Genomic DNA, 23,886 nt, shown 5'->3' on the forward strand with positions numbered 1-23,886 from the left:
GCGACGTCACGTGTCGAACACAGTCAAAGAGCCCGCTCGCTCTACGTACGAGGCCACCGCCCGGGTCAGGAACCCATAGAAATCCCATTTCGCCTCGTAATGCGTCTCATCGGCGATCACCGCGAGGACCTCCAGGCGCGTGCCGGTGAGCCTGCGCACGAGCGCGGGCGGTTGTCCCGGCTTGAGCGTTACCCACGCGACGTCAGGCTCTCGCATCGCTGCAGCGACGAAGCCGCAGGGCATGTCGCCAAACCGATCGCGCGGGGCCGCGGGCCTTGGCACGAGGGGCCCGAGCCCGGTCGCCGGACACCGCACCGACGCGCGAATTTTGGGATAGTCGGCACATCGTCGGCATTTTTGAAGGCCCGCTCCGGCGCCCCTCCGGACCGCCAGAGGCCTGAAATTCAAGAAGGGGCAAGCCGATGGCGAGCGGATCGCCATGCTACAGCGAGACCCGACAGCTGGCGGGCGACGGCAAACCAGATAGTCTGTTAAAGGACGCTGGCTAAAACGGGCAGCGGGCCTCCCTGCTCCCCGAAAAATACTTTCGGGGAGTGCAGGATTCTCCGCGTCGTGGACGGCCATCGTATCCAGAGGCAATGGATACAGGATCTGCCTGAGGTTTAACTGTCCCGCCCCTGACAGGCGCTCTCGCTATAGCCCTGGCGGGCGGCCGGGAAAGATGCCCAGTTGCGATGATTTTAGTCGGTCACTCGCGCTTTGAGGAATCTAGAAGCGGTCACGTCGTCATTAATCTGGACTGATAGGTAATCGAACCACCAGCGCCCCCACGCGGTATTTTCGCGAGAACCCGACACCATGTAGATCTTATGGCCCATATGCGAGTAACGTCGAACTTCGCTCACTCTTGGCCAGTAGAAGGTGCTCGGCAAACTGGAGTCGCCATCAATCAGATTGCGGCATTCCGGATCCAAGTATAGCCCTTTCGTGTGCCAGACGTCCTGACCCTCGTGGCAAATGCGAGCAAGCCGGAATTTGAGGTCGCGGAAGCCGCAGGGGCCGATCAGCGGGTAGCCTCCGTCTGTCGCATCCCATATCTTTGTGGACCGGTAGCGTTTGACGCGAATGGCGTTACCTGGAACGGCACGGTCAATGGCACGCATTAGTGCCACTGCGTTCGGCGCGCTGCAGATAGCAGCAACAAGATTGATTGCAGTCATAAAGGGGGCTCCTGCGTTAGATTATTGTGTATTATCAAGATCATGACGACCTGGATGCGGGCGATGACCGACTTGAGAATTCGGTCGATTATGGCGTGATCTTCGAGGAGGGGATGACCCGATCACCCTAGGGGGGCGACCGGAGCGGGGCGCGGCAGGCTCAGAACTGGGCGTCGTCGTAGGACGCCCTGCCGCGCTGTTCGACCGGCGCCGGCGACTCGGGAGGTGCGATAGCGGGCAGCGACGGCGGCTTGCGGAGGGGCTCCGCGTCCACCATCCGCTACTCATCCTGAAGGGTGCGAAGCGACGCCTCAGAATCTGTTTCTCTGTTCTCAGTCAGCATATTGTATTTGGAAATAACATTTTACTGTCATTATAATCGATCATTCCAAATATATGGTCTTGACGCCAATCATCACACGCTTGCCCAAAGCTTTGATACATTTTAATCTTTTGATGTCGCCCGGAAGATATGTATGCGATTCCATTCATTAAATTTTTTTCCTGAAGGCGTGCAAACCTGACCTCGAATATCTCGAGTTCTTCTGATGCGGTATGCGCGACGCGCCTCGAGGATAAGATTAAGCAGCCTTCAACAACGCCGGTTCTAAGGCCGATACGCCGGATTTGCTGATGCCACCCCTGGCTCACAACAATTGTATGCACAGCTTCAAATGGCCGAATATGCGAATCTGAACGACGATTAACCTCTATCGTCATCTTGTAATCTACATGGCGCCGCTTTTTTAAATCGGCACTGTAGACTAGCCAGCCTGCGCCATCGATTGCCCATCCAGGCATGATGCTCTTTGCCGCCGCTGTTACAATAGATCGGGTATGCAAACGTATGCGCTCTGTAATCGAGCATGTGAGCCGATTAGCTAATTTCGCACGCTCATTAGCTCGCGGCGATCTCAATCCGCAACCATAATTCTGTTTGTAGCGATGCTGTCGGTTAAATCGGAAAGAGCGCACCGCATTTGCCAGATCCGCAAGGTGCTTCCTCCCTTCTGCCAGAGAAAGGCCTCCGCGCTCTTCCAATGAAATACTGATAAGTGCGCTATACGCATCCTTGCGCAGAACTGGCCTATTTTGATTGGCCAGATCAAGAACAATGCTGCGCGCCTTAGGCGACAGCGCTGCCATTTGCAGGGTTATAGATGTCGTCATGGTCGTGCGTCCCACGGGTTGGCAGCGCGCGAAAGCGCTGAACGATCAAACCGTGTGGCCGCAGGGCTTGTCCTGAAAAGAACGGCCTGTCAACTTACGCATTCATCACTCAGTGCGCAATAGAGCTTTTTACTCTCATCACGCGGCGGAAATGCTTTGCGCAGCTACCACTTAGAGCCCCACGCATGGAACTCAAAGCCATGATATGTTCGTGGGATATGCCCTGCAACCGCGTAAACTACGTAGGTAGCATGCAATCTGATTAACCTTCACTGTTTGCCGAACCCTCTCGTTGCCTTCAGTCCCCTCCCCCGCCCAGGCAGCGATCCCGCCGCCGCATAAAGGGCCGGGACGATGTCGCCGCGGAGCAGGAGTTCGTATCCTACGCAGTCATTGGGAGGGAGGTAGCGATCGAACCGCCTGCATAGCGCCACTTTCCGACCTTCAATCACTTCAGCTGGAGTGGCAGCTCATCACCTGATAGCGGACCTATCGCAGGCCGGCGAGTTCCATTATCAAAAAACCCCATTAACAGTTGGTTGCGATAGTTTTTCGTCGACAAATATAAAATAGCGGCGCATTCTTGGCGGCGACCACTAAGCTAACAATTTTAGTGGCATTCATGGCCAAGGATTAGACTGTAATGCTGCAGAATTGGGCTTGGCAGGAATCGCAGCGGAAGGATCGGGGCCTCACACTGGCATAGCGAAAGCGAGCGCACTGGCGCTCGAAGGTACGTGCGACCAAGGCCGGGTACGGCGACGCGCTCTATCCCGTTGTCAAGACTGCCCGATCCGCATGTGGAGGCGGCGTTTCCAAGGGCTGCGCAGTAGCTTGCGCTGCGGCTGCCGGCTTGCTGGGACATCAGGGTCGTTGCAGTCGATCTGCGCCAGGGCAGCGGCGCCCGCTTCCACCGATCCCGGCTCGCCCCCTGCAGCCGGCCCGGCGGCACATGCTTGACATGTTCCCAGTCACGCAGGCGCTGCGACAGCATCCCTCTCCACTTCGATCGTCTTCGGATCAGCAACGGTTCCGCGCCCCGCCACGTATCGTCGGCCACTGACTGGTCATGTCTGGGAGGCCGGAGCCATCATGGCTGATGATCACCTATATCATTTTTCTCTATTTGATGAACAACCGCTCTGCACGCACGATCCTTCAGACTGGGCGCATACAAGAACGCCGTCACGCGCGGTCGCCCGAAAGAACAACCGGAGGAATCATGCCCAATCACCGCGACCTGCGCACATTCGCTGACGTCTGACGGACAGCGGCATCATGCAGCCGAACTGGGTCGTGCTGTCGCTCACGTTGGCCTACTTGGCAGCGATGGGGTTGATCAGCGTCGTCGCGCGCCGTCACGCCAGGAGCGCCGGCAGCTTCACGTCGGGAGGAGTGCGTTACCCGGCAGTCCTGATCGGCTTCCTGCTCATGTCCGAGTTCATCGGTACGGCGGCGAGCGTCGGCACGACGCAGACCGCCGTGAAGGTCGGCCTCTCGGCGGCCTGGAACATCGTGGCCCTCGGCATCGGCTTCATGCTGTACGCCTTCTTCCTGGCCCGTCGCTTCAAGACCCTCGGCGAGAATACCATCTCGGGCGCGCTGGCCCGCGCCTATGGACGCCCGACCAAGCTCGCCACCTCGGTCATCATGATCTTCGCCCTGCAGATCGTGGCGATCTCGACCTACGCGGGCGGCGGCTCCATCCTGGCGGGGCTGCTCGGGATGGACCGCACCACGGCGATCGTCATCACCGGCGCGGTGGCGACGCTCTACGTCGGCATCGGCGGCATGCGCTCCGTGATCACCACCAATGTGCTGCACGCCGTCGTCAAGTACGTCGGCATCCTGGTCGCAGCGGCCTTCGCCGTCTCGCAAATCGGCGGCCTCGGGTCCCTGCAGGCACAGGTTCCGGCCCGGATGTTTGCCGTCGACACCGTCGGCTGGTCCCAGATCCTGGCTTGGCTCGTGGCCGGGATCGGCGCGGTCTTCTCGACACAATACGTGATCCAGGCGATCAACACCGTGGAGGACGGTCGCACCGCCCAGGCCGCGAGCTTCTGGTGCGCAATCCTTCTCGTTCCGTTCGGCCTGCTGGCTGCCCTCGTCGGCGTGTGCGCGGGCGCCTTGATGCCGAACGTGCCGCCGATCGGGGTGCTGCCGGCGCTGATCGGCCGGATGGACGACGTCCTTGCCGCGGTCGTGGTCGCGGGCCTCGCCGGTTCGCTGTTCGGCACGATCTCGGCGCTCAGCATCGGTGCGGCGACGCTCCTCTACAAGGATTTCTACATACCCCTTCGCGGCGATGTGGAAGGACGCGGCTCGCTCGCCTTCGTGCGTGCGGCGACGATCGCGGTGGGGCTGCTGCCGATTCCGCTCGCGATCTACGCGCCGGATATCCTGAAGGTTACCTTCCTCGCCAAGTCCCTGCGCACCACTCTCGCGGTCCTGGTCCTGTTCGCCTTCTACGCGCCACACGTGGCGCGGCCGCGGGCCGCATTCGTCAGCATCGTCGCGTCCCTCGTGCTGACGATCGGCTGGTTCCTGGCGGGCGACCCATTTGGGATCGACAATGCCTACGTGGCTCTGGTCATCCCATTGGTCGTGATGGGGACGGATCGCCTGCTGAAGCGGTCAGGCGCGGACATCCCGGCCTCTGTTCCGGTATCCCTGCGACAGAAGTAGCAGCGAGGCTGGGCATGGCGACGGCTGGCTGCGTTCGGCACCGGGTGCTAGGCTGTTCTCATGTCTGATGCTCTCGAAATCACGTACGGAGATTTCGGCCGCGTTGCCCTGCTCGACATGGATCGCGGGTTGGTTCGCCACGCCCATCCGCACTGCCACGTGCTGCTGAAGGTCGAGGGTGACGACACGCAGTTCCTGGTCGGCGACCGGGTGGTCAACCTGACCGACAGCCAGGCGGTCCTCGTCAACGCGTGGGAGACCCACGCCTACGTCCACGATCCGCGCCGCAAGCCGTCGATGATCCTCGCGCTGTACATCGAGCCGGCATGGCTCGGCGCCTTCCGGCACAATTGGTCGGCGAGCGCCGCACCGGGCTTCTTCGACGAGCCCGCCGGGCTGATCACCGCGGTGATCCGCGGTCTCGTGCGGGATCTCGCCGCCGAGATGGTCTACACCCCCGGTTCACCGCGCATCCGGGACGAGCTGCTGCCGGGACTGATGATCGCCTTGATCGAGCGGTTCACGAAGTGGCGCGAGATCGGAACCTCCCTGCGCGAAGCAGGGCGGCGCCCGCGGGGAGACTGGCGTGTGCAGCGGGCCATGGCCCGGATGCGCGGCGAGGACGGGCTCGGCCTCAGCGCCGAAGCCCTGGCCCGCGAAGCCGGCCTGTCGCGCGCCCATTTCTACCGCCTGTTCGAGCAGACGACCGGCGCCTCGCCGCACGTCTTCCTCAACTCGATCCGGATCGAGCGCGCCGTCGAGGCGATCGTCGCGGGCGACGAGAGCCTTTCGGATCTCGGCACGAAGCTCGGCTTCGCGGCACCCGCGCATTTCTCGCGCTTCTTCCGCGACCACGTCAGCGTGCCCCCGAGCGTCTTCCGCGGCATCGTCCGCCGCTCGGCCGGCTTCGCGGCCTGATCCCACCCGCCGCAACTCACGCGCTGCTCCCTGCCTGCACGACCGCCGCCCATTGCCGGACGGGGTGCGACGCTCGCCTGTCCCGTGCGCCGGAGAAGCAAGGGTCGCACCCCTGCACCAGCAAGCCCGCCCGGACGTCACGATGCCGGTCCGCGGATTTTGAGACGTTTCGGTAAGTTGTGAGACGGGGGCGTCTCACGTCCCGCGGCGGGGTCGATGCAGTTTGCACTCACGAGGCCTCCCTAGAGCCTCGAACGAGGAAGCGAGCATTGGGCATCGAGCACAGCCGTTTCGTCGGGCAGTCGGTCGAGCGCGTCGAGGACGCCGCTCTGCTGTCCGGACGCGGACGCTACATCGACGATCTCGGGCACAAGCCCGGTACGCTGCACGCGGCGATCCTGCGCTCCCCTCACGCGCACGCCGACATCCTCGGCCTCGACGCCGACGCGGCCCGCGCGCTCCCGGGCGTGGTCGCGGTGCTCACCGGACACGATCTCGCCGACGTCGCCGGTCCCCTCGTCCCGGCGCTCCGCGCTGCCGTGGACGCACGGGCGATCGCTGTCGACCGGGTGCGCTACGTCGGCGAGCCGGTCGCCGTGGTCGTGGCGCAGGATCGTTACGTCGCCGAGGACGGCTGCGACCTGATCGAGGTCGAGTACCGCGCCCGCCCGGCGATGGTCGATCCGCTGGCAGCGCTGGCCGAGGACGCGCCCGTCCTGCACGAGGGCGTCGGGCAGAACCTCGTCAGCGACCGCGCCTTCCGGTACGGCGACCCGGACGCCGCCTTCGCGCAGGCCCGCCACACCCTCTCGGTGACGGTCCGCTATCCCCGGAACACCGGTTCGCCGATGGAGACCTACGGGGTCGTCGCCGAGTACGACCCGAGCGACGATTCCTACGATCTCCTCGCGAACTTCCAGGGCCCCTTCAGCATCCATGCCGTGGTGGCCCGCGCCCTCAAGGTGCCGGGCAACCGCCTGCGGCTGCGCACGCCGCCGGATTCCGGCGGCAGCTTCGGCGTGAAGCAGGGCGTCGCCCCCTACGCGGTCTTGATCTGCGCCGCCGCCCGCAAGGTCGGGCGCCCGGTCAAGTGGATCGAGGACCGGATGGAGCACCTCGCCGCCTCGGTCTCGGCGACGAACCGCGTCACCACCCTGACGGCCGCCTTCGACGGCGAGGGCCGCATCGCTGCCCTCGACTGGGACCAGGTCGAGGATTGCGGCGCCACCCTGCGCGCACCGGAGCCGGCGACCCTGTACCGGATGCACGGCAACATGACCGGCGCCTACGCGATCCGGCACGTGCGCATCCGCAACCGGGTGGTGGTCACCAACAAGACGCCGACCGGCCTCGTGCGCGGCTTCGGCGGCCCGCAGGTCTACTACCCTCTCGAGCGCCTCGTGCAGCGCATCGCCGCGACGCTCGGGCTCGACCCGCTCGACGTGATCCGCCGGAACCTGATCCCGGCGGACGCCTTCCCGTACCGCACCGCGACCGGGGCACTGTACGACTCGGGCGACTACCAGCGCGCCCTCGACGAGGCCGTTCGCGATGGCGGTCTCGACGCTCTGCGCCGCCGTCGCGAGGCGGCGCGGGCGGAGGGCCGGCTCTACGGCATCGGCTTCACGGCCGCGGTCGAGCCCAGCGTCTCGAACATGGGCTACATCACCACGGTGCTGACGGCCGCCGAGCGCGCCAAGGCCGGCCCGAAGAACGGCGCGCAGGCCACTGCCACCGTCACTCTCGATCCGGTCGGCTCGGTGACCGTGCAGGTCGCCTCGGTGCCGCAGGGCCAGGGCCATCGCACCGTTCTCGCCCAGGTCGTGGCCGACGTCTTCGGCATCCCGCTCGATCAGGTCCGGGTGACCACGGATCTCGACACCGCCAAGGACGCGTGGTCGATCGCCTCGGGCAATTATTCGAGCCGCTTCGCCGCCGCGGTCGCCGGGGTGGCCTACCAGGCCGCCACGCGCCTGCGCGACCGGCTCGCCCAGGTGGCGGCGGCCCAGCTCAACGTGCGGGCCGACGACCTCGTCTTCGCGGGCGGCCGCGTAGCGTCGCGGACGAACCCGGACGCCGCGCTGCCCTTCGCGCGCGTCGCCGCGACGAGCCACTGGTCGCCGGGCCTCGTGCCCGACGAGGTCGGCTCCGTCATCCGCGAGACGGCGTTCTGGACGCCGCCGGAGCTGGCAGCACCCGACGAGGGCGATGCCGTCAACTCCTCGCTGTGTCACGGCTTCATCTTCGATTTCTGCGGCGTGGAGGTGGATCGGGCGACGGGCAAGCTCGTCATCGACCGCTACGTCTCGATGCACGATTGCGGCCGGATCCTCCACCCCGGCATGGTCGAGGGCCAGGTGCGCGGCGGCTTCGCCCAGGCGCTCGGCGCCGCCGTGTACGAGGAGCTCGCCTACGGCGAGGACGGCGCCTTCCTGTCAGGCACCTTCGCCGATTACCTCTTGCCGACCGCAACCGAGATCCCCGACCTCGTCGTCCTGCATCTCGAGAGTCCCTCTCCTTTCACACCCCTCGGAGCGAAGGGCGTGGGCGAGGGCAACTGCATGTCGACGCCGGTCTGCCTCGCCAATGCGGTGGCGGACGCGCTCGGGATCGACGCCATCGACCTGCCGCTGACGCCCGCCAAGCTCGCCGCGCTCAGCGAGCGCAGCGACGAGCCGGCTCCCCCGCAGGGCCGCACCGTGCAGGCGCAGGCCCGCCCGGGTGACCGGACCATGCGCGGCGAGGGTGAAGCCCGGGTGGCGGCGGCCCCGGAGGCGGTCTGGGCGATGCTGCTCGACCCCGCCGTGCTGACCTCGGTGATCCCGGGCGCGCATGGCGTGCGCAAGCTGTCGGAGACGCATTTCCGAGCCGACGTGACCCTCGGCGTCGGCCCCGTGAAGGGCCGCTACAAGGCCGACATCACGCTCTCGGATCTCGATCCGCCCCGGGCCGCGACGTTGTCGGGCACCGTGACGGGGGCGCTCGGCAACGGCGGCGGCAGCGGGCGGATCACCCTGGCGCCGGACGCCCGGGGCGGGACGTGCATCGGCTACGCCTACGAGGCCTCCGTCGGCGGCAAGGTCGCGGCGGTGGGTGGCCGTCTCCTCGACGGGGCGGCCCGGGTGATCATCGGCGGCTTCTTCTCCGCCCTCGCGCGCCGTGCCGGCGGCGAGTCCCGGCCCGGTCTGCTGCGCCGGCTCCTCGCGCGCCTGGGGGTCTCCGCATGAAGCCCGCCCGCTTCGACTACCTGCGCGCCGCGAGCCTCGACGAGGTTCTGGAGGCGCTGACCCGCCATCGCGACGAGGCCCGCATCGTCGCGGGCGGCCAGTCGCTCGTGCCGATGCTGAACATGCGGCTAACGAAGCCCGCGCTGATCGTCGACCTCATGCGGATCGAGACGCTGCGGTCGCCCCGCCGCGAGAACGGCGCCCTCGTCATCCCGGCGGGCGTGCGGCAGACGCTCCTGCTCGACCGGCCGGGCCTCGCTGACGAGGTGCCGCTCCTGGCCGCAGCCCTCCCCTTCGTCGGCCACGTCCAGACCCGGGCCCGGGGCACCCTGTGCGGCTCCGTCGCCCATGCCGACCCCAGCGCCGAGATCCCGCTCTGCCTCGTCGCCCTCGAGGGCGAGGTGCATCTGCGCTCCGCCAAGCGGGCGCGGCGGGTGCGGGCCGACGACTTCTTCGTCGGGATGATGGTGACCGACCGGGCCGACGACGAGCTCGTCGAGGCGATCGCCCTGCCGGTGCGCAGGCCGGGCTCCGGCTACGCCTTCGCGGAGATGGCCCGGCGCCACGGCGATTTCGCCATCGTGGCCTGCGCGGCCGTGGTCGACGGGCAGCGGATGCGCCTCGCGGTGGGCGGCGTCGCCGACCGGCCGACCGCCCGCGACTGGCCGCTCCTAGACGGCGCCGCCCTCGACGACGCCCTCAACGCCCTCGCCTGGGACCTCAGCGCAGGGGACGACGTCCACGCCACTGCCCGCTACCGCCGCAACCTCGTGCGCCGCCTCGGCCGCCAGGTCCTCGAACAGGCCGCAGAGGAGGCCCGCCGATGCCACGGCTAGACGCGACGCGACGCCACGAGGTCGCCTTCACGCTGAACGGCGCCCCCGCCCGGGTCGAGGTCGAACCGCGGACGCTGCTCACCGACGCGCTCCGCCACGGCCTCGGAATGACCGGCACCCATGTCGGCTGCGAGCACGGTGTCTGCGGCGCCTGCACGATCACCATCGACGGGTTGCCCGCCCGCGCCTGCCTGACGCTCGCCGTCGCCGTGGAGGGCAGCGACGTGCGCACCGTCGAAGGGCTGGCGCCGGAACCCGGCCGGCTCGGCGTGCTCCAGGCGGCCTTCCGGCGCCACCACGCCCTGCAATGCGGCTTCTGCACCGCCGGCATCCTGATGTCGCTCGACGCCTACCTGCGGCACCGCCCGCACGCGACGCAGGGAGAGCTCACCGAGGTGATCGGCGGGCATCTCTGCCGCTGCACCGGCTACGCCCCGATCATCGCGGCCGCCGTCGAGGCCGCCGCCCTGCTGCGCGGCGAACCGACCGAGGAGACCCCATCCGATGCTTGACCTTGGCACTAGCTTCCTGGCGAGCGTGTCCCGCGACCCGCGGGGCATCGCCATCGTCGACGGGGAGATCCGCCTCACCTACGCGGAGTGGTATGGGCTGATCTCCTCCGTGGTCGCGGGCCTCGACGCGCTCGGCCTTAAGCCCGGCGACCACCTCGTCACGGTGCTGCAGAACCGCCTGGAAGCGGCGACGCTCCACTGGGCCTGCCAGTTCGCCGGCCTCGTGCTCACGCCGGTCAACTGGCGGGCGAATCCCGACGAGATCGACTTCGTGGTCGAGAACGCGGAGGCGAAGGCGGTCGCCTACGAGGGCGTCTCGGCCGCGAGCGTGCGGGCGAGTGCCGCCGCCCGCCTCTGCCCGCGCATCGTCGTCGGTGTGGAGCCCGAGCCCAGCGAGACGCGCTTTGCCGACCTCGCCGCCGTGCCGGCCGAGCCGGTCGCGCCACGGGCCGATGCCGAGGCGGTCTCGCTGATGCTCTACACGTCGGGCACCACGGCGAAACCCAAGGGCGTGCCGCGCCGCCACCGCACGGAGCGCGCCGCCGCCCTCGCCCACGTGGCCCAGAACCTCTATGGCCGCGGCGAGCGGACCCTCGGCGTCATGCCGCTCTACCACACGATGGGGGTGCGCTCGCTGCTCGCCATGTCGCTCATCGGTGGCACCTTCGTGTGCCTGCCGCGCTTCGACGTGGCGGGCGCGCTGCGTCTGATCGCGGCCGAGCGGGTGACGAACCTCTACCTCGTGCCGACGCTCTACCACGACCTCGTCCACCATCCGGACTTCGCCGCGACCGACACGTCGTCGGTGCGCAAGCTCGGCTTCGCGGGCGCGCCGATGACGGACGGCCTCCTCGGCCGGCTGACCGAGGCGTTCCGGCCGGACCTCTTCGTCAACCATTACGGCTCGTCGGAGGTCTACACCTTCACGATCAACCAGGACGCCGCGGTGAAGCCCGGCTCGGCGGGGCGGGCCGGCCTCAACACCCTGGTGCGGATCGTCCCGCTCGCGGCCACCGATCCGCACGCGGCCGCCGCCCCAGGCGAGGAGGGCGAGATCGCCGTGATCGCGCGCGGCGACGAGGCCTTCGAGGGCTACTGGCGCCGCCCGGAGGCCGACGCGAAGGCGTTCCGCGACGGCTGGTACTTCACGGGCGACACCGGCTTCATGGACGGCGATGGCGACGTGTTCGTGACCGGCCGGGTCGACGACATGATCATCACGGGCGGGGAGAACGTCTCTCCGGTCGAGATCGAGAGCTGCCTGTCGCTGCACCCGGCCGTCTCGGAGATCGCCGTGGTCGGCCTGCCCGACGAGCGCTGGGGGAAGGTGGTCACCGCCTTCGTCAAGCGCCGTGCGTCCGTCGACGAAGCCGCTCTCGACGCGCATTGCCGCGCGGCCGGGCTGCCGAGCCATAAGCTCCCACGCGCCTACGTGTTCGTCGCCGCGATCCCGAAATCCCCGGTCGGCAAGCTCCTGCGCCGCCAGCTCGTCGCGGGCGCGTACGAGGCAGAGGCGGCGAGCGACCCCTCCGCCGCCGCCTGAGGCAATTCCCTCCCCCCCCCAAAGGCCTTGTCTCCAAGGTCAACGAGAGAGTGACCCTATGACCAGCGACCCCCGGCTTTCCAACCTCGACGGCTTCCGCGTCGAAATCGACCCCGCCCGCGAGCGCGCCGACGTCATCCTGGCCCGCCCGCCCATGAACGTGATCGAGATGCCCCAACGTGACCAGATCCGGAAGGTGTTCGAGGCCCTCGACGAAGATGACCGCGTCCGCGTGATCGTGCTGCGCGCCGAGGGCGAACACTTCTCCTCCGGCGGCTACATCAAGGGCTTCCTCGACGCCTCGCCCGAGCATGTCTCCAAGCTCGCCTGGAACATGGCGGCGCCGGCCCGCTGTGCCAAGCCCGTGATCGCGGCCAACCGCGGCTATACGTTCGGCGTTGGCTTCGAGATCTCGCTCGCCTGCGACTTCCGCATCGTCTCGGAGACCTGCCGGTACGCGTTGCCCGAGCAGAAGCTCGGCCAGATCCCAGGCTCCGGGGGCTCAGCCCGCCTGCAGAAGATCGTCGGCATCACCCGCACCAAGGATATCGTGATGCGCTCGAAGCGCATTCCCGGCCGGCAGGCGCTGGAATGGGGGATCGCCACCGAGTGCGTGCCGGACGGCGAACTCGAAGCCGCCGTCGACGCGCTGGTGGAGGAGCTGCGCGGCTTCTCGCCCATCGCCCAGCGCACGGCCAAGAAGCTCCTCAACGACACCGAGGACTCGACCCTCTCGATCGCCATCGAACTCGAGGGCCACTGCTACAGCCGCCTGCGCCAGTCCGACGACTTCCGCGAGGGCGTCGAGGCCTTCCACGCCAAGCGCAAGCCGAGCTTCCGCGGCTCGTAGCGCTGCCCCGCCCGAGCCGGCGCCAAGAACCAGCGCCAAGAACCAGCGCCAAGAGCCGGCCGGGCGGCCCCGAAATCGACCCTCATGACCATCGGAAGGCCCGGCCGCACCGGCCGGGCCAACGATGCCGCGTGCCCAAAGGAGGAAACCCGATGTCCGCCGCCACCACGATTCCCGTGTCCGAGGCCTTGCCCAAGCCGACGACCCGCCAGACCGCCACCGCCGCCATGGCCTCGCTGTTCGGATGGGGCCTCGACCTGTTCGACCTTTTCATCCTGCTCTACGTTGCTCCCGTCATCGGGACGCTGTTCTTCCCCGCCGACAAGCCGATGCTGTCGCTTGCGGGCGCCTACGCATCCTTCGCCGTCACGCTGCTGATCCGTCCCCTTGGCTCGGCCCTGTTCGGGTCCTACGCCGATCGCCTCGGCCGGCGGCGCGCGCTGATGATCGCCGTGGTCGGGGTCGGCGTCTCGACCGCGGCCTTTGGGCTCCTGCCCACGGTCGGCCAGATCGGCTGGGCCGCTACGGCGATCTTCCTCGCATTCCGCCTGATCCAAGGCATCTTCGTCGGCGGCGTGGTCGCGGCCTCGCACACGATCGGCACCGAATCCGTCCCCGAGCGGTGGCGCGGCCTGATGTCGGGCGCAGTCGGCGGCGGCGGCGCGGCGATCGGCGGGTTACTGGCCTCGCTGGTCTTCTACGTGATCTCCCTGCTGGCACCCGGCGAGGCCTTCGCCTCCTGGGGCTGGCGGGCGATGTTCTTCTCGGGGCTCCTGACCTCGGCCGTCGGCCTGGTCCTGTTCCGCAACCTTGAGGAATCGCCGATCTTCCGACAGCTCCAGGCGGAGAAGTCGGCGCGTCGCGCCGGGGCACCCGTGGTCGCCTCGCCGGTGCGTGCCCTGTTCTCGGCCGAGTACATCAGGGCCTTCCTGGTCTCGACCCTGATCTCGTTCGGCGGTGGCGCAGCCTACTATCTCACCTCCGGCTACCTGCCGACCTACCTCAAGCTCGTGAATGGCGTTCCGAATGCGACCGCGTCGATGATGCTCATCGCCGCCAACGTCGCCGCCGCATTCGGCGCCTGCGCGCTCGGCGAACTGAGTCAGCGCATCGGACGCCGATCGAGCTTCCTGCTCATGGGCGCAGTGCGACTGGTGGCCTTCCCGGCGCTCTTCCTCGCCATGGCCCAGACCACCGACACTGTGCTCCTCACAGTCTACGTCATGCTCCTGTCCCTCATCGCCAACGCGAGCTACGGCCCGCTGCTGATCTTTCTCAACGAGAAGTTCCCGACCGCTTTGCGCGCCACCGGCACCGGCCTGACCTGGAACGTCGGTTTCGCGCTGGGCGGCATGCTGCCGACGCTGGTGTCGCTGGCGGTCGACGGTCCCGGCCAGATCCCGATGATGCTCGCGATCTTCACGACCGCCGTCACCGCCGTCTACCTCGTTGGCGCCTTCATGACGGAGGAGACGCGGGGCAACCTCGAGCGCATCTGAGCGCTCCCTTCGCTGCAGACTTGTACCTGCCGCTGATTCCGGGACCGGCCAGGGCATACCTGGCCGGTCACTCCCGTTCCCGAAGGAATGTGCGATGGACGCCCACGCGCTCTGGGCCTTTGCCCTTGCTCTCTATGGCCGTCCGGGGCCGCGCCGGCCTGCCTCGCCCTCCAGGACGAAGCGGCGGCGGACGTGACACTCGTGCTCTACCTGATCTGGTGCGCGGAGACTGGCCGGCCTCTCAATGCAGAAGCGGTCCGGTCGGCCGACGCCGCCGTCGCGCCGTGGCGCGCAGCCGTGGTCGCACCGCTCAGAGCCGTGCGCAGGGCCATGAAGGCGCCCCTCCTGCCCGGCCTCGCGACAGAGTCGCTACGGGACAGGATCAAGGCCTCGGAAATCGAGGCGGAGCGCCTCGCCCTGGTAATACTCGCGGGGGGCGCGCCCGCTCCGGAGCCGTCCGCTCCCGAGCCCCTCGCAGCGGCAAACCGATACCTCGACCTTTACGCCGTTCATCTCGGCCGGCCCCTGCCGCGAGTCCCCCGCGAGGCGCTGCTCCGGGCTTTGGCAGAAGCATGACCTCAAGAACTGGCGTCGCGCCAGCGCCGGACCCGCCCGGATTCGATCTCGAAGAGGTCGAGTACCCGGCCGAGCGTGTGGTCGATCATCTCGGCGAGGCTCTCGGGCCGCGCGTAGAAGGCAGGGACCGGAGGCGCGATGATCGCCCCCATCTCCGACAGGGCCGTCATGGTGCGCAGGTGGCCAGTATGCAGGGGGGTCTCTCGCACCATGAGGACGAGACGGCGCCGCTCCTTCAGCACCACGTCCGCGGCCCGGGTCAGCAGGCCAGAGGTCACGCCGGTGGCGATTTCAGCCATACTGCGCATCGAGCATGGCGCCACGACCATGCCGCGGGTGCGGAAGGAACCGGAGGAGATCGCCGCGCCAATATCGGCCTGCGCGTACGTCCGGGCGGCCAGTACGCGCACCTCTGAGACCTTGAGGTCGGTCTCGTGGGCGAGCGTCACCTCGGCCGAGCGCGACATCACGAGATGTGCCGGAATGTCGAGGTCGCGCAGGATCTCCAGCAGGCGGATCCCATAGATCACGCCCGAGGCCCCCGAGATGCCGACCACCAGGGGCAGGTTCGTCACGGCACTGTACCCTCGACGAGGCCCGGCGCCTGATAGATGTGTTTCAGTTCCGTGAAGTCATGGACTGCGTCGTAGCCGTGCAAGCGCCCCAGGCCGCTCTGCCGGTAACCGCCGGTTTCGGCTTCGGCGAACAGCTTGTTGTGGTCGTTGATCCAGACCGTGCCGTTGCGCAGCGCCCGGGCCACTCGCAGCGCCCGCGCCCCGTCGCGGGTCCAGACGCTGGCGGAGAGACCGAACACGGTATCGTTCGCCCGCGCCACCGCCTCGGCCTCGGTGTCGAAGGCTTCGAGCACTACAAAGGGCCCGAAGATCTCCTCCTGCACGAAGTCCGCATGCGGATCGTCGTGCGCGACGAGGGCCGGCGTGAGGAAGGCGCCACGCGCCCGCGCCCCGTCGGGAATCGTGGCCCGCAGCAGCACCCGGTCGGCCGCTGCGCAGGCTGCCTCCATCCGGGCCGCGACCGCGTCGCGGCTCGCCCGGTCGATCAGCGGGCCCATCTGCGTGCCAGCCTCGAGGCCCGGTCCGACCCGCAGGTCGGCCAGGGCAGCGGTCAGAGCGTCGCGCATCGCGGGCAGCCCCGCACGGTGGACGAGGACGCGCCGCGCAGCGGTACATTGCTGGCCCGAGATGACCGTCGCGGCGGCGGCAAGCTTGCGCGCGACGTCGCCGATCTCCGCGTCGGGGAAAACGAGGCAGGCGGATTTTCCCCCGAGTTCCAGCGAGAGCTTCTTCATGCTGTCGGCGGCGGCCCGCATGATCGCCTTGCCGGTCGCCGTCGAACCGGTGAAGCTCAGGACGTCGACGTCGTGCGACACCGACAGGTGCTGGGCACCTGCGTGCCCGGTCTCGACCACAACGTTGACGACGCCCGGCGGCAGCCCGGGGGCGGTCAAGAGCGGCGCCATCAGGGCCGCGTTGAACACTGCCGTCTGCGCGGCGGGCTTGACGACGGTGGTGCAGCCCGCGGCCAGCGCCGGAGCGAGCGAGCGGACGAGCAGCACCGCGGGCGCGTTCCACGGCACGATGATGCCGGCGACGCCGGCCGGCTCGCGCTGCATGGTCGAGAGCACGCCGGGCTCGGGTTCCAGCACGTGGCCCGGTATGTGGCGGGCGAGGCCCGCGTAGTAGAGGATCTCGGAAATCGCGCCCGCGAGTTCCCCGCGCGCCTGCGCGAGCGGCTTGCCGTTGTCGCGGGTCAGGAGTTCGGCGAGGGGCTCCTTGCCGGTTTCGAGCGCGGCCGCCCAGTGCAGCAGCACCGTTTGCCGCAACCGAGGCGACGACGCCCAGAAGCCCCGGTCGAAGGCCCGTCGCGCGGCGGCGACGGCTGCCTCGGCCTCCCGGGCGCCACCCTGCGCGAGGTAGCCGACCCGCTCGCCGCTCGCCGGATCGAGGCTGTCCGCCTCCGGCCGGCCGTAGGCCTCCCCGTCGATCCAGTGGCGTGCCACCGCGTCCATGCCTGCTTCCCCGCTCTCTGATGTGCGTCCCGGGCCTGGGCACCGGGTTGGGGCGGAATGGTAGGGTTGAGGGTGTTTTCCTGTCGAATAAGGATGGATGATGCGGGCGATCAGCGGGACGTCGGTTCGCCGGTCAGGGACCCGTGACGATATGGGCCTGGAGCGCGGCCGCTGCTGCCGACAGCTCCTCGCCAAGGATCTCGACGAAGCGCATCGCCGCGGGGGTGAGCGGGTATTTTGGGTGATGGATGATGACGAGCTGGCGGGTGATCCGCGGCGCCACGATGCGGTAGGCCTTGAGCGAGCCCTCAACGAGCTGCCGGCTCACCGCGATGCTGGGAAGGACCGTGAAGCGGTTCGAGCGCGCGACGAAATCCGCGATCGCGGAGGGCAGGTCGAGTTCGATCTGGGGGCTCAAGGTGATGTCCTCCGCGCCGACCCGCCGGTCGAGTTCCAGGCGTAGACCGTGGCGGGCCGAGGGCAGGACGAGGTCGAGTCCGACGAGATCGCGCGTGCGCACCGGCATGGGGATCGGCAGCGGCGTCGCGCTCCCGCCCACCACCACCATCTCTTCATCGAGAAGTGGCTCCATCATCAGGCCGAGGCGGCGGTTGGGCTTGTTGATTACCGCCAGGTCGAGGCTGCCGTCGCCAACGCCGTCGATGAAAGTCGAGGAATAGCCGTCCGCCAGAGACAGTTCCACCTGCGGGTAGGTGGCGGCGAAGCGCGCCAGCACGCTCGGCACCACGCTCATCGAGAGCGACGACAGGATGCCTGCGGTCACCCGCCCCGACACGCTCTGGGAGAGCTGCGCCATCGTGGCCCGGGCCTCGGCAACGTCGCGTAGGATCGGCTGCACGAGCCGGTGCAGCAGCCGGCCTGCGGCGGTCGGCACCATTGCCTTAGGTTGCCGCTCGAAGAGCCGCTGATCCAGTTCGCGCTCGAGCTTGGCGATCTGCATGCTGAGTGCTGGCTGCACCACGTTCATCCGCTGCGCCGCGCGCGTCACGCTGCCTTCCTCGAACAGAGCGACGAAGTAGGAGATCTGGCGCAAATCCACGTGCGGAATCCTGGCTTCCGGCGGTGCTCCAGTACGGCGGTCGGCCGTCGAAAACACGCCGTATCACAGGAGCATAAGCCTGCTGCCACGGCAATTCAGACCGCCTGATCGGCCCCATCAGCAATCCTTATTTCAGTCCGTCGCCGCAGCAGCCTAACGAGACGGGACGACGGCGCCCCGCGCGGGCCGCGACCGGGAGGACAACATGAGCGTGCCGGCCCCAACCCGATCCCTGCGCGACTGGCTCGCTCGCCTCGGGCAGAGCGGGCGCCTCAGCGTGACACGGCCGGGCATCGGGCTTCGCCACGAGGCCGCGGCGGTGGCGAACCGGCTTGACGGGCGCAGCGCCACTCTGTTTCCCCGCCCCGACGGTCAGGACGGCACCATCGTCTCGGGCCTCGTCTCCAGCCGGGCCTGGATGGCCGAAGCGCTCGGGACGACGGAGGACCGCCTCGTCGCGCATGTCCAGCAGGCCTGTGCGGCGCCGCTGCCCTGGCGCGAGCGTGAGACCGGGCCCGCCCAGAGCATCGTCCACCGCACCGACATCGATCTCCTGCGGCTGTTGCCCGTGCCGACGCTCAACGAGCACGATGGAGGTCCCTACATCTCGGCGGGGCTGATGATCTCGCGCGATCCCGAGACCGGCGCGCAGAACGTCGCCATCCTGCGCTGCCAGATCAACGGGCCCGACCGCATCGGCGTTCTCGTGCTGCCGCGCCACACCGATCATTTCTACCGCCGCGCCGAAGCCGCCGGCCGCGGCCTGGAGGTCGCGCTCGTCGTGGGCGTCGATCCCGCCTGCCTGCTCGCCTCCCAGGCGATCGTGCCGCTCGGCCAGGACGAACTTGAGATCGCCGGTGCGCTCACGGGCGTTCCCCTCGACGTGGTGAAGTGCCTCACGAACGACGTGCGCGTGCCGGCAGAAGCCGAGATCGTGATCGAGGGGAGAATCCTGCCGGAGCTGCGCGAGCCGGAGGGGCCGTTCGGCGAGTTCCCGCAATATTACGGCGAGCGGGCCGAGCGCCACGTCATGCAGGTCGACGCCGTTACCCACCGCGAGCGGCCGCTCTTCCACATGATCGTCGGAGGCGGACTCGAGCACCTGCTGCTTGGGGCAATCCCCCGCGAAGCCACGATCCTGGCAACCCTCAAGCGTAGTTTCCCAGGGGTCGAGGACGTCCATCTCTCCCTCGGCGGGGTTGGCCGCTACCATCTCTACGTGAAACTGCGCAAGACGCAGGAGGGCGAGGCCAAGAACGTCCTGCTTGGCGCCTTCGCGGCCCATTACGACATCAAGCACGCGGTCGTCGTCGATATGGACGTGGACATCCACGATCCGAAGGAGGTCGAGTGGGCGGTCGCTACCCGCTTCCAGGCCGACCGCGACCTCGTGGTGGTCGCGCATTCGCAGGGCTCGAAGCTCGACCCATCCGCGCGCGAGGGCGTGGGCGCCAAGATGGGCCTCGACGCCACGGCACCGCTGGACGCGCCGCCGATGAAGTTCACCCGCATCTGCGTGCCAGGCCAGGCCGAGATCGACCTCGCGGCCGTGGTCGTGCCGGATGCGGACTGGCGCGCGGTACTCGGGGGCTGATGCGCATGAGCGAACTGCCCCATGAGGTCGATGTGCTCGTTGTCGGCGGCGGCTCGGCCGGCTGCGTCCTCGCCAAACGTCTCTCGGCCGATCCGAACCGGCGGGTGCTTCTCGTCGAGGCCGGCTGCGACACGCCCCCAGGACAGGTGCCGGCCGAGATCCTCGACAGCTACCCGATGCCGCTGTTCTTCGGCGACACCTACATCTGGCCCGGCCTCGACGCGGCCGTCACCCGCGGGGCCGATGGGCGGATCCGGCGCCGGGCCTACGAGCAGGGCCGCGTGATGGGCGGCTCGTCGAGCATCAACGTGCAGGCGGCCAACCGCGGTCTCCCGCGCGACTACGACGCCTGGGCGGCGGCCGGGGCGAGGGGCTGGGGCTGGGACGACGTCCTGCCCTACTTCCGCAAGCTCGAGACCGACCTCGACTGCGACGGCCCGCTGCACGGGCGCGACGGCCCCTTGCCGATCCGACGCATCCTCGAACCGGCCTGGCCGCCGTTTGCACACGCGGTTGCGACGGCTCTCGACGCGACCGGCCTGCCGCGGCGCCTCGATCAGAACGGCGAATTCGAGGACGGGATCTTCCCGCCGGCCTTCTCCAATCGGGATGACGCCAGGGTTTCCTCTGCCGCGGCCTATCTCGACGCGCCCACGCGGGCGCGCGGGAACCTCGTCATCGCCGCGCACACGCAGGTCACCGACCTGGTGTTCGACGGACGGCGCGCCGTCGGCGCGCAGCTGCGCCAAGCGGACGGACGCGAGCAGCGCGTGGCGGCGCGGGAGGTGGTGGTCTGCGCAGGCGCGTTGCAATCGCCGGTCCTGCTCCTGCGGGCCGGGATCGGACCCGCAGAACACCTGCGTACCTGCGGCGTGACCGTCCTCGCGGACCGGCCCGGGGTCGGCGAGAACCTGCGCGACCACCCAGCCCTGACCATCGCGCAGTACCTGCCCCGTCGGCTTCGCCTGCCGCTGAGCTACAGACGGGCGAGCTTCGTCGCCCTGCGCTCCTCCTCCGGCCTGCCGGGCGGTACACCCTCCGACATGTACCTCACCGCCTCCGCCCGCGGCGGCTGGCACGCGCTCGGGGCGAGCCTCGCCCTCTATTTCCTATGGGTGAACCAGCCGCACTCGATCGGGCGGCTGCGCCTCAACCCGGCCGATCCGGCGGGCCGTCCGGACGTCGACCTCGGCCTCCTGTCGGACCCGCGCGATCTCGAACGGCTGGCGACGGGCCTGCGCGACCTCGTTGCGCTCGTGGTCTCGCCGCAGCTCAACCCGGATCCCGCGGCGATCTTCCCGGCGAGCTTCACGCCTGCGATCAAGCGGCTCAGCCGGGTTACGCCTCGCAACCGGCGCGTCACTGCCCTGCTGGCCCGGCTCCTCGACGGTCCTGCCCCTTGCGCCGGCTGATGCTACGCGCCGTGTCCGGCGGGGTCGATCTCGGCCGGATCGCTGCCGACGACGCAGCCCTGCGAGACTTCGTGCGCGAGACGGTCTTCGGCGTGTGGCATGCGAGCGGCACCTGCCGCATGGGCGATTCCACCGACAGGGGTGCAGTGGTCGATCCGACCGGGCGGGTGATTGGCGTCGAAGGGCTCTCCGTCGCGGACGCCTCGGTAATGCCGAGCTTGCCGAGTGCCAATACCAACGTGCCGACCATCATGATCGGCGAGAAGATCGCCGATCACCTCGTCGCGCAGCTGGGAGCCGGGGCCTGAGGCCGCCGGCACCCGGGGCGTCAGGCGAGGCGAGCCCGCGTACGCCGCTCGGCCTCCTCGATGCTTGTCGCCGACAGATCCGGATCCGCCGACCGGATGTCGGCCCGCATGTGGTCGTGCGATGCGCCGTTGAACAGCGTCCCGACGAGGGATCGGTCGAGGTCGCTGGTGCCGAACAGTGCGTCGCAGATCGGGAATGTGAGGTTGAAGTTGCGGGTCTGCATGAACCCGAGCACGTGATGAATGTAGTGCATTCGCCGCACGGTGTTCACCAGGGGGATGTGCCGCAGGTAAGGATGCCGCGTGTCATCGAGGTGTGAGAGCGTGTGCAGGCCCTCGTAGAGCAGGTAGTAGGCGGCCATCGTGAGCACGACGATGTACCCGGCATTCGACGAGATCAGCCAGCCGGCCAGAAGCGCCGGCGGCAGGGCGGCGAGCACGAAGCCGATCGGGGCGAAGGGCGGAAACAGCAGAGCCCGCCATTCCTTGTGGCCACTGTAGCCAAGGTCATGGTGCGTGAAGAACTGATGGTGCACTGTGCAGTGGCGCTTATAGATCATTGTGAGCCCGGGCACCGGGCGGTGCAGCACGTAGCGGTGCGCGGCCCACTCGCACCAATTGCCGAGAAGCACGATCGGCACGACCAGCAGCCACTCCCATGCCGAGGAGACCTCGATTCGGTTCCAACAGTACAGGACCGTACCGCCGGTGATCAGCAGCGTGAAGCCGAGATGGATCGCGCCGTGGTACCAGGGCGGGGTTTCGGCCACGAAGCGTTCGCGAAAAGTGCTCTGGCGCTCCTGCTCGCGCCGGTCGCGCTCCGGGCTTTGGAAGACGGGTGTCATTGGTTTCCTCCTCGTCTCGCTTTCCCTCTCGAACGGGGAACCTGCTTGCGAGACGTGGAGTGTGGCGCAGCTCGCGCGCAGAACCCTAATCACCCCGGAGGCTGACTTATCAATCCGGATGTTTTTCGCGCGCCCAACCGAAAATGTAGGCGTGCGCATGGGTTAATCTCCCCAATCGGAACTATGGTGATGCCGGCCCTGGCCGGCAGGGAAGGTGATCGCGGATCGTGACCCAGGCTCTCGGAATCCTGCGCGGCGCGTTCGGCCGGGTGGCGCTCCTCGACATGGACACCTCCCTCGTTGATCACGCGCACCATCATTGCCACGTGATCCTGAAGGCGAGCGGCCCCGACCAGGATTTTATCGTCGCGGGCCGAGCGCTGCCCGTGCGCGACGACACCGCGATCTTGATCAACAGTTGGGAGCCGCACCGCTACCTGCACCGGGGTGGGCTGCAGCGGACGGCCTTCCTCGCCCTTTACATCGAGCCCGCTTGGCTCGCTGGGATTGATCGCGCGTTCCGGCCCTGCGGCGGCGGCCGCTTCTTCGAAGTGTCCTGCGTGCCACTCGACCGCACCCTGTGGAGAGCGCGCGAGGACCTTGTACGGCGCATAGGTTGCCACGATACTGACGCAGTAACGCTCGAAAACCGGATCCGTGCCCTGATCATCGCCTTGGCGCATCGCTATGGAGACCGGCAGCCCCCGCGTGTGGCACTGTTGACCGATCACCGCATCCGGCGGGCCCTTCAACTTATGGGGGAATCGGGTGCCGTACCCCGCGATCTCGACACCGTCGCGAGGTCGGCCGGTCTATCGCGGCCGCACTTCAACACACTTTTCCGCCGCTGCACGGGGCTGAGCCCGGCCGTCTACGCCAACGCCGTGCGCGTCGAAGCTGCTGTCGCGGCTATCCTAGACCCCGCCACAACCCTTGCCGTGGTCTCTGACGATCTAGGCTTCAGCGCACCAGCCAACTTTACCCGCTTCTTTCAGCAACATACCGGTATAATACCCAGTCAGTTTAGGCGCGTCGTCGCTGAGCTTCCGTAAGTGATATCGAGTTAGAATCGCGATTGAGTAGCGAATAATCTGATCGGGAGCTGGAGGCGGTCGCTCGATAAAGGGTCGTTAACGGCGCGATCAGCGCTCATTATTAATCGTAGACATCAGGATAAAGGGGTTGCTGTACTACATGGGGTGGAAATTCGCGATTCCTAGCATTACAGTTGCATGTGCCTCTTGATGTGAGCTTGGCGGGCCGCAGCTTGGTGAGCGCGCCGCCACGCTGACCATGCGATGACGAGAGCCGGTTCAATGCGCCGTTGCGCGAGCCGGATCGCGACCCGCCGGATCTCCTGGAGCGACCATGGCACGGGCGAGCTTGGCTCTTCGCTCGGTTTTTGGGGGCGGGCCGTTGGCCCGCTGGCGCACCCGCGCCAACACCGCGAAGGCCAGCATCACCAGGCTGACGTGCCGGTGGCAGCCATGCCAGGAGCATGTCTCGTTGTGGTCCAGACCCAGTTCGGTCTTGCCGGTCTCGAAAGCTTCCTCGATCGCCCAGCGCCGCCCCTCGACCTGAACTGGGATTGGGATTGCCCCGGATTGGTGCACACCGAGAACGCTTTCGCGTGAGGTGTTT

18 protein-coding genes and 2 pseudogenes are annotated in these 23,886 nt (G+C 67.8%); 12 read left to right on the plus strand and 8 right to left on the minus strand.

The features are described 5' to 3' along the window. Positions 1 to 6: 6 nt before the first annotated feature. The 3 genes from F1D61_RS27380 to F1D61_RS27390 all read right to left on the minus strand — a co-directional run bounded on the left by F1D61_RS27380 (position 7) and on the right by F1D61_RS27390 (position 2,351). Positions 7 to 243 carry a hypothetical protein gene (locus F1D61_RS27380; protein ID WP_203155234.1) on the minus strand — a complete coding sequence of 79 codons (237 nt, stop codon included), beginning with the start codon at positions 241 to 243 and terminating at the stop codon, positions 7 to 9. A 458-nt stretch (positions 244 to 701) separates the two neighbouring features. Further along, positions 702 to 1,181 (minus strand): hypothetical protein, encoded by a 480-nt coding sequence (locus tag F1D61_RS27385; RefSeq protein WP_203155235.1) that lies wholly within the window; start codon positions 1,179 to 1,181, stop codon positions 702 to 704. A gap of 336 nt (positions 1,182 to 1,517) precedes the next feature. Beyond that, positions 1,518 to 2,351 (minus strand): hypothetical protein, encoded by an 834-nt coding sequence (locus F1D61_RS27390; protein WP_203155236.1) that lies wholly within the window; start codon positions 2,349 to 2,351, stop codon positions 1,518 to 1,520. A gap of 1,278 nt (positions 2,352 to 3,629) precedes the next feature. On the opposite strand from F1D61_RS27390, the gene F1D61_RS27395 reads away from it, so the two are divergent. The 9 genes from F1D61_RS27395 to F1D61_RS27435 all read left to right on the plus strand — a co-directional run bounded on the left by F1D61_RS27395 (position 3,630) and on the right by F1D61_RS27435 (position 14,997). Then, positions 3,630 to 5,036, plus strand: a complete 1,407-nt coding sequence (locus F1D61_RS27395; RefSeq protein WP_203155237.1) for a sodium:solute symporter family protein — start codon at positions 3,630 to 3,632, stop codon at positions 5,034 to 5,036. A gap of 60 nt (positions 5,037 to 5,096) precedes the next feature. Next, a complete protein-coding gene (locus tag F1D61_RS27400) occupies positions 5,097 to 5,954 on the plus strand; it encodes an AraC family transcriptional regulator (protein ID WP_203155238.1) in 858 nt (285 codons plus the stop codon). 269 nt (positions 5,955 to 6,223) lie between these two features. Continuing rightward, positions 6,224 to 9,181 (plus strand): xanthine dehydrogenase family protein molybdopterin-binding subunit, encoded by a 2,958-nt coding sequence (locus F1D61_RS27405; protein WP_200601938.1) that lies wholly within the window; start codon positions 6,224 to 6,226, stop codon positions 9,179 to 9,181. Continuing rightward, entirely contained in the window at positions 9,178 to 10,017 is an 840-nt protein-coding gene (locus F1D61_RS27410) for an FAD binding domain-containing protein (protein WP_203155239.1), read from the plus strand. Before F1D61_RS27405 ends, F1D61_RS27410 begins: the two co-directional genes overlap by 4 nt. Beyond that, positions 10,005 to 10,529, plus strand: coding sequence for a (2Fe-2S)-binding protein (locus F1D61_RS27415; RefSeq protein ID WP_048427913.1), 525 nt, complete (start codon positions 10,005 to 10,007; stop codon positions 10,527 to 10,529). Before F1D61_RS27410 ends, F1D61_RS27415 begins: the two co-directional genes overlap by 13 nt. Beyond that, positions 10,522 to 12,072, plus strand: coding sequence for an AMP-binding protein (locus tag F1D61_RS27420; RefSeq protein WP_048427914.1), 1,551 nt, complete (start codon positions 10,522 to 10,524; stop codon positions 12,070 to 12,072). Before F1D61_RS27415 ends, F1D61_RS27420 begins: the two co-directional genes overlap by 8 nt. Before the next feature lie 58 nt (positions 12,073 to 12,130). Continuing rightward, positions 12,131 to 12,922, plus strand: a complete 792-nt coding sequence (locus F1D61_RS27425; RefSeq protein WP_048427915.1) for an enoyl-CoA hydratase/isomerase family protein — start codon at positions 12,131 to 12,133, stop codon at positions 12,920 to 12,922. 152 nt (positions 12,923 to 13,074) lie between these two features. Next, positions 13,075 to 14,421, plus strand: a complete 1,347-nt coding sequence (locus F1D61_RS27430) for an MFS transporter (RefSeq protein ID WP_200601937.1) — start codon at positions 13,075 to 13,077, stop codon at positions 14,419 to 14,421. A gap of 201 nt (positions 14,422 to 14,622) precedes the next feature. After that, positions 14,623 to 14,997 (plus strand): TIGR02444 family protein, encoded by a 375-nt coding sequence (locus F1D61_RS27435; protein WP_246775568.1) that lies wholly within the window; start codon positions 14,623 to 14,625, stop codon positions 14,995 to 14,997. A 2-nt stretch (positions 14,998 to 14,999) separates the two neighbouring features. Here F1D61_RS27435 and F1D61_RS27440 read toward each other — a convergent pair whose 3' ends face one another. From F1D61_RS27440 to F1D61_RS27450, 3 genes are all read right to left on the minus strand, one after another. After that, on the minus strand, positions 15,000 to 15,572 hold the full coding sequence (locus tag F1D61_RS27440; protein ID WP_048436754.1) for a UbiX family flavin prenyltransferase: 573 nt from the start codon (positions 15,570 to 15,572) through the stop codon (positions 15,000 to 15,002). Next, complete coding sequence (locus F1D61_RS27445) at positions 15,569 to 17,026, minus strand: aldehyde dehydrogenase family protein (RefSeq protein ID WP_203155240.1); 1,458 nt, start codon at positions 17,024 to 17,026, stop codon at positions 15,569 to 15,571. The genes F1D61_RS27440 and F1D61_RS27445 overlap by 4 nt, the downstream gene beginning before the upstream one ends. A 133-nt stretch (positions 17,027 to 17,159) precedes the next feature. After that, positions 17,160 to 18,086: a LysR family transcriptional regulator gene (locus F1D61_RS27450; RefSeq protein WP_048427920.1), complete on the minus strand. Its 927-nt coding sequence runs from the start codon at positions 18,084 to 18,086 to the stop codon at positions 17,160 to 17,162. Positions 18,087 to 18,291: 205 nt separating this feature from the next. On the opposite strand from F1D61_RS27450, the gene F1D61_RS27455 reads away from it, so the two are divergent. Together F1D61_RS27455 and F1D61_RS27460 are read left to right on the plus strand one after the other, a co-directional pair. Continuing rightward, the gene (locus F1D61_RS27455) at positions 18,292 to 19,680 is read left to right on the plus strand and encodes a UbiD family decarboxylase (RefSeq protein ID WP_203155241.1); all 1,389 of its coding nucleotides are present in this window, start codon (positions 18,292 to 18,294) and stop codon (positions 19,678 to 19,680) included. 5 nt (positions 19,681 to 19,685) lie between these two features. Further along, positions 19,686 to 21,400 (plus strand): annotated as a pseudogene (locus tag F1D61_RS27460) (GMC family oxidoreductase). 20 nt (positions 21,401 to 21,420) lie between these two features. On the opposite strand, the gene F1D61_RS27465 reads toward F1D61_RS27460, so the two are convergent. Continuing rightward, entirely contained in the window at positions 21,421 to 22,245 is an 825-nt protein-coding gene (locus tag F1D61_RS27465; RefSeq protein ID WP_048427922.1) for a sterol desaturase family protein, read from the minus strand. Positions 22,246 to 22,472: 227 nt separating this feature from the next. On the opposite strand from F1D61_RS27465, the gene F1D61_RS27470 reads away from it, so the two are divergent. Continuing rightward, a complete protein-coding gene (locus tag F1D61_RS27470) occupies positions 22,473 to 23,297 on the plus strand; it encodes a helix-turn-helix domain-containing protein (RefSeq protein WP_203155242.1) in 825 nt (274 codons plus the stop codon). 261 nt (positions 23,298 to 23,558) lie between these two features. On the opposite strand, the pseudogene F1D61_RS27475 reads toward F1D61_RS27470, so the two are convergent. Further along, positions 23,559 to 23,828, minus strand: a pseudogene (locus F1D61_RS27475) (IS701 family transposase); the annotation flags it as partial. Between the last annotated feature and the right edge of the window lie 58 nt (positions 23,829 to 23,886).

Source organism: Methylobacterium aquaticum, from assembly GCF_016804325.1.
In the GTDB taxonomy this organism is placed as follows: domain Bacteria; phylum Pseudomonadota; class Alphaproteobacteria; order Rhizobiales; family Beijerinckiaceae; genus Methylobacterium; species Methylobacterium aquaticum_C.